3 protein-coding genes are annotated in these 5,435 nt (G+C 34.1%); all 3 read left to right on the forward strand.

The genetic code is table 11. The annotated features are described in order from the left end of the window. Nucleotides 1-911: CDP-diacylglycerol--serine O-phosphatidyltransferase (gene pssA / locus ACJML3_RS05960; RefSeq protein WP_406021486.1), on the forward strand; the 911-nt coding region annotated here is incomplete at its 5' end. Nucleotides 912-926: 15 nt separating this feature from the next. Continuing rightward, complete coding sequence (locus ACJML3_RS05965) at nucleotides 927-3,020, forward strand: ATP-dependent DNA helicase RecG (protein ID WP_406021488.1); 2,094 nt, start codon at nucleotides 927-929, stop codon at nucleotides 3,018-3,020. 11 nt (nucleotides 3,021-3,031) lie between these two features. Then, nucleotides 3,032-5,377, forward strand: coding sequence for a hypothetical protein (locus ACJML3_RS05970; protein WP_406021490.1), 2,346 nt, complete (start codon nucleotides 3,032-3,034; stop codon nucleotides 5,375-5,377). Nucleotides 5,378-5,435 lie beyond the last annotated feature (58 nt).

Genomic DNA, 5,435 nt, shown 5'->3' on the forward strand with positions numbered 1-5,435 from the left:
CAGGTGCAAGCATTAACGATGTCTATATGGGTGAAAACGGAAGATATCGTTTAGACAGATACCATGAAATCAAATTAAAGTCTCTTGCTGATGCAATGTGCAACTATGCAACAACAGCTTTCCATAACAATCTTGCTGTACAAGATTTCTCTCAAGGACAGGTAAAATCAGCAAAAGAGATAAGAGATGAAATCAAAAAGCTTAGAAATCATCTTGCTGTAACACAGTATCAGATTAAAAACGAAAAACTACACGGAGATCAGGTTGGTTTAACTCCTATTGCAGGTCTTGGCAAAAGAGGAAATCAGCTGAATAAATCTGTTCAATGGCTTATCGGTGCTGCAAAGGAAAAACTATTTATCTGCACACCATATTTCAACCTTCCAAAGGTTCTCTCAAAAGCGGTTGAAGATGCTCTTCAAAGGGATATTCAGGTTACACTTGTAGTTGGTGATAAAAGAGCTAACGACTTTTTCATCCGTGAAGGTGAAAAATTCTCACCAGTGGGAGCTGTTCCTTATATATATGAACAGAATCTTAAGGCTTTTGTTGAAAAAAATCGTAAATACATAGAATCTGGTAATCTGAGAGTCAGACTCTGGACTGATGGTGACAACACCTATCACGTAAAGGGAATGTTTGTAGATAACTCTTTTGCTCTTATTACAGGTAATAACCTAAATCCAAGAGCTTGGGGACTTGATCTTGAAAACGGAATTATTATTTCTGATCCAAACCATTTATTGCAGGAAAAATTTGTTCATGAACAACAGTTCTTGTTAAAACATACCGCTGCAATCAATGGAGTAGATGATCTTGATTCCTTTGAAAGCTACCCTGAGGAAATTCAAAGACTACTCAAGAAGGTTAAAAGATTCAAAGCTTCTATATTTATTAAGCAGTTATTATAGAAAGCAAACGAGCATATGGTCCTAGATAATGATAGTAAATTTCATACATCAGATATCTCTACAATAAAGGGATTAGGACCTCGTTATGTTCACAGTTTCTACAAAAAGGGTATTTTTACTCTTTTTGATCTTCTTTTAGATCTTCCTTTTAGATATCTTGATAAGACAAAACTTACCAAGATAGCTGATGCCAAAATAGATGGATCATACTCGCTTATTGATGCTCATATTGTCAGAGTAAACAATATGACAAGTTCAAGAAGCAGAATTTTCAAACTCGGATTGCAAGATGAAACTGGCTATTTAGAAGCTGTATTCTTTAACCTACCAGTAAATTTCACAAAACAGTTTCAGGTAGGAGGCCGATATCTAGTATTTGGTTGTGTCAAATTCAATGACTTTACGTCAAATAAAAATATCGTACAGCCAAACATGACCAGACTGAATGAGTCTGAAATTATACAGCTAGAGGATAGACTGTCTCCTGTATATCATGCTGTAGAAAAAACACCTCAGGCTGTAATTAAAAAAGTAATTCATTCAACGCTTGAGACAATGCAAAACTTCCCTTTTGAAGAATTACTAGACAATAAGCACAACCCTTTTAAGATTTCATTTAATGAAGCTTTATACAATGCCCATTATCCAGTGGCACAAAAAGACAGCACTGCTAAATTTATCCTGCAGAATACACAAAGTTTCAAAAGACTCTGCTTTGAGGAGCTTGTTGCATATCAGCTCACTCTTATTTGTCTGAAAAAGAAAAACGAGACGAAGACTGCTTATAAATTACAAATAAATACCGATTTTATAAATCAATTTATAAAGTCACTACCTTTTTCATTAACACCTGATCAGATGAAGGTGTTTTCTCAGATAGCTGATGATCTAAGCCATGAAAAACCAATGCTTCGCCTTTTACACGGCGATGTAGGTTCAGGAAAAACGCTTGTTGCTGTTATGTCTATGCTTATCTGTGCTAACAACCAAAAACAAAGTGTTCTGCTAGCACCAACGGAGATATTAGCAAAACAGCATTACAACACAATTTTAAAATTCACAGCGCTCCTTAATATAGAAACTATTCTTCTTACAGGTTCTCTTAAGGCAAAACAAAGAGCAGAAGCCCTTGAAAAAATACGTTCAGGAAAAGCTTTGATTATTGTAGGAACCCATAGCTTATTCCAGCCTGAAGTAGAATATAAAGAACTTGTTTTCTCAGTTATTGATGAACAGCACCGCTTTGGAATTGATCAGAGGGTAGCACTCCTGAAGAAAGCACCTTTAGGTAAGACACTGCATCAGCTTGTAATGACAGCAACACCTATTCCAAGAACACTGCAGTTAGCTCTATTCTCTGATTTGGACGTAAGCACAATTACAACAGTTCCAATAGGAAGAAAACCTATAAAAACCGTTGTAATGTCCAACGAAAAAAGAGATTTTGTAATATCAAGACTCAATGAAACTCTTAAAAATGGCAATCAGGTTTACTGGGTATGTCCTAATATTGAAGCTACTGAAGATAACGATGAGTCAGTAATTACATGTTTCAATGAACTAAAAAACAAAATCAAAGGTTATAAAGTAGGCCTTCTACACGGACAGATGAGTTCTGATGAAAAAGACAGTGTAATGCAGGGTTTCCTTGATGGAAATATTTCTGTCCTAGTTGCTACATCTATTATTGAGGTTGGCGTTGACGTTCCAAATGCCAACATCATAATTATTGAAAAGGCTAATCGTTTTGGTCTTGCTCAGCTTCATCAGCTAAGAGGTCGTGTTGGCAGAGGAAGTCTTGATTCAAGCTGTGTTCTTCTTTATGACAAGGAAGATTGTACTGATAATGAAACAGCTGTTAAAAGATTACAGATCATGCGAGAAACAACAGATGGCTTTGTTATCGCAACAGAAGATTTAAAACTTAGAGGTCCTGGTGATGTAATCGGTCAGAGACAAAGTGGTTTTGATATATTCAAGTTAGTAGATGTAAGACGAGACTTTGAACTAATTAATGAAGCAAGATCTGTTGCTTGTGATTTAATTGAAAACGACATTGAAAAAGTAAAAAAACTCATCGCAAGATGGTTTAAAAACTTCAATTTATAAGAATTTTGCTTATGGCACTAAGATCAAACCTTGCTCTGATAAAGAACAAAAAGAAACGCTCGGGATTTCTCAAATATCTCGTGGGTGGTTTTCTTGTTTTACTGATACTATTCGTGGGATTTATTCTTTACTTTAATGGAGAAAATATCAAAGCCCCACTCATAAGCTTTTTAAAAGAGAGAACATCACTATCAATCAATTGTAAAGAGATTGAATTCTCTCCTCTGTATCCGAATATCATAAAAATTAAAGATATTACCGTAAACAAATCCCACATTGACGAGATATACGCAGAATTCGATCTTAGAAGCTTGATAAAGTCAGATAATCTAGAGTTTAAATATCTTTATCTGAAAAATGCACAGATTGATGAGGCCGACCTTAACCATATAGAGGCCGAGCGTTTTGGTTTTTTAAACTTTGAAATTAATAAGCTAGAACTAGTTGATTCTCCTTTAACACTTTCTGCTCTAGTAGCTGAAAACGCAACTGCAAATTTAGATAATGTTTCTGTAAATCAGAAAGGACAGCTTGCTTTTACAAGCGGAACAGTTCAAGTAAAAAAAGGAACTATCGATGGATATGAAATAAAAGATCTATATGCAAAGGTAAGTGAGGAGACTGATTGCAGCAGAATTGAAAATTTCTCTACAAAGATTTACGGAGGAATTGTTAACGGTAGCTTCACAATAAATAAGCATACTGATGAAATCACATTCCAGTCACTGAATATAAAAAACGTCATTTTAAAAGATCATAAACAGCTTGCAAACAAATACGCTATCAAAGCTCCAGTTGTATCTGTTGCAAATTCAGTACTTGCTATTCCTGCTTCAGACGTTTATTTTGGTCAGCTAAATGGAAAAATCTCCAATCTTGAAATCAAGAATGATACCTTAGGTTTTATATTTAATGGAAGAGCAGGAGAAATATCTAAACCTAAGATGGGATTAAGCACTGACAGCAATGCAGTAAGTGCAAGAGTTGATAAGAACAACATTACAGTAAAAATTCATGGAAAATACATCAATACAGATTTTGAACTTTGGTGTAAGTACAAAAAGAATAACGAAAGTGATGAGTATAACTTACTTGTCGATAAGATCACATTAAACAATGGTCGTATTGACCTTACTGATAATCTTCTAAACTCCATTCATTCATCTGCGTTTAAACTTAATACAAAAATTGAAAATCTAAATATAAGTAATGTCGAATTTGTATCAAATATTGATGATTTCCCACTTACCGTAAAAAATTTCAATTTAAACGGCAGAGGCATTTCCTTTAATTCAAAAGACAAGAATTATATTTCAAATGGCATATTTACCATAGTATTGAATAGTGGTTATTACAGAGATCTGTTTTTTAAAGAGCTGAAACTAAAAAGCAAAATCTCTGGTGATAATACTCTGTTTAATCTTGAGAATATAACCTTTAATAACTCATCTGCATCAGGAATCTACAACTATAACAGTAAGAACAATTCTCTTACTGCAAGATTTAATGCCAATGAATTTGATGTTACTGAGTTGAATTCTGATTTAATCAAGAGACTTGTAAACGGCAAGGTTAATTTAAAGCTTGAAATGAATACACAAGACAGTATTTCAAAATTAACAAGTGCCCATAGTTACACAGGAATTACAAATGAATATCTTAGAAAGGAAAATCTTATTCTTCGTCTAAGAGGAAAAATCAACATAGAAAGTAAGCAATTCTTTATTTCTGGTTTTGGACTTGATCTTCTCAACGGAGGCAAAGAAGGATCTTATACATTTACAGAAGATGAACTCATAGAGGCATTAAAAGAAAGCGACTGTGGACTGTATAAACTTGCAGTCAGTCTGGAAATTGATAATGGAATTGCAAAAGTTAATGGAAAAAGTGAGCTGACATCATCTTCTGTAAAAACCTATGGTGAGTATGATCTTTTATCAGAGAAGTTAAATTTACATGCTCTTTTAAGAACATTTACAAAAGGAAATATCTCTGCTCTTCACATTACAGGAAATAAAGATGCTCCTGTATATACTCTGAAAGCTCTAAAAAGAGATGAGATCAGAACAGGACTAGTGCTCCTACCTAAGCAAAAAGAAGAAGAGATAGAACAAAAAGTTACACAAGAAAAGAAAAAAGAGAATATTATTGAAAAACCATCTACTAGCACAGTATTAGAAGATAACATACAACTAAGCGAAGATAGTGCTAGCAGTGATGCAATGACAATTGCTAATGAAACAACAGAAAGTGAGAAACACCAAGAGCCTGAAACAGTTTCAGAAAAAGAAGAAACTTCTTTGAAAGAAAAAGAACAACAGGAATTAGATGCTTTTGAAAAAGAACTGTTGCAGTAAAAACTGCAACAGTGTTATTAGCGTTTCGTATCTGAACTTGAAACCTTAATCTTGATAG

The sequence above is a fragment of the Succinivibrio sp. genome (genome assembly GCF_045124615.1).
GTDB lineage: Bacteria > Pseudomonadota > Gammaproteobacteria > Enterobacterales > Succinivibrionaceae > Succinivibrio > Succinivibrio faecicola.

Excerpts from the sequence above, each read along its gene's own strand:
- ACJML3_RS05970 (WP_406021490.1), top strand. The coding sequence starts at position 3,032 with ATGGCACTAAGATCAAACCTTGCTCTGATAAAGAACAAAAAGAAACGC.
- ACJML3_RS05965 (WP_406021488.1), top strand. The coding sequence starts at position 927 with ATGGTCCTAGATAATGATAGTAAATTTCATACATCAGATATCTCTACA.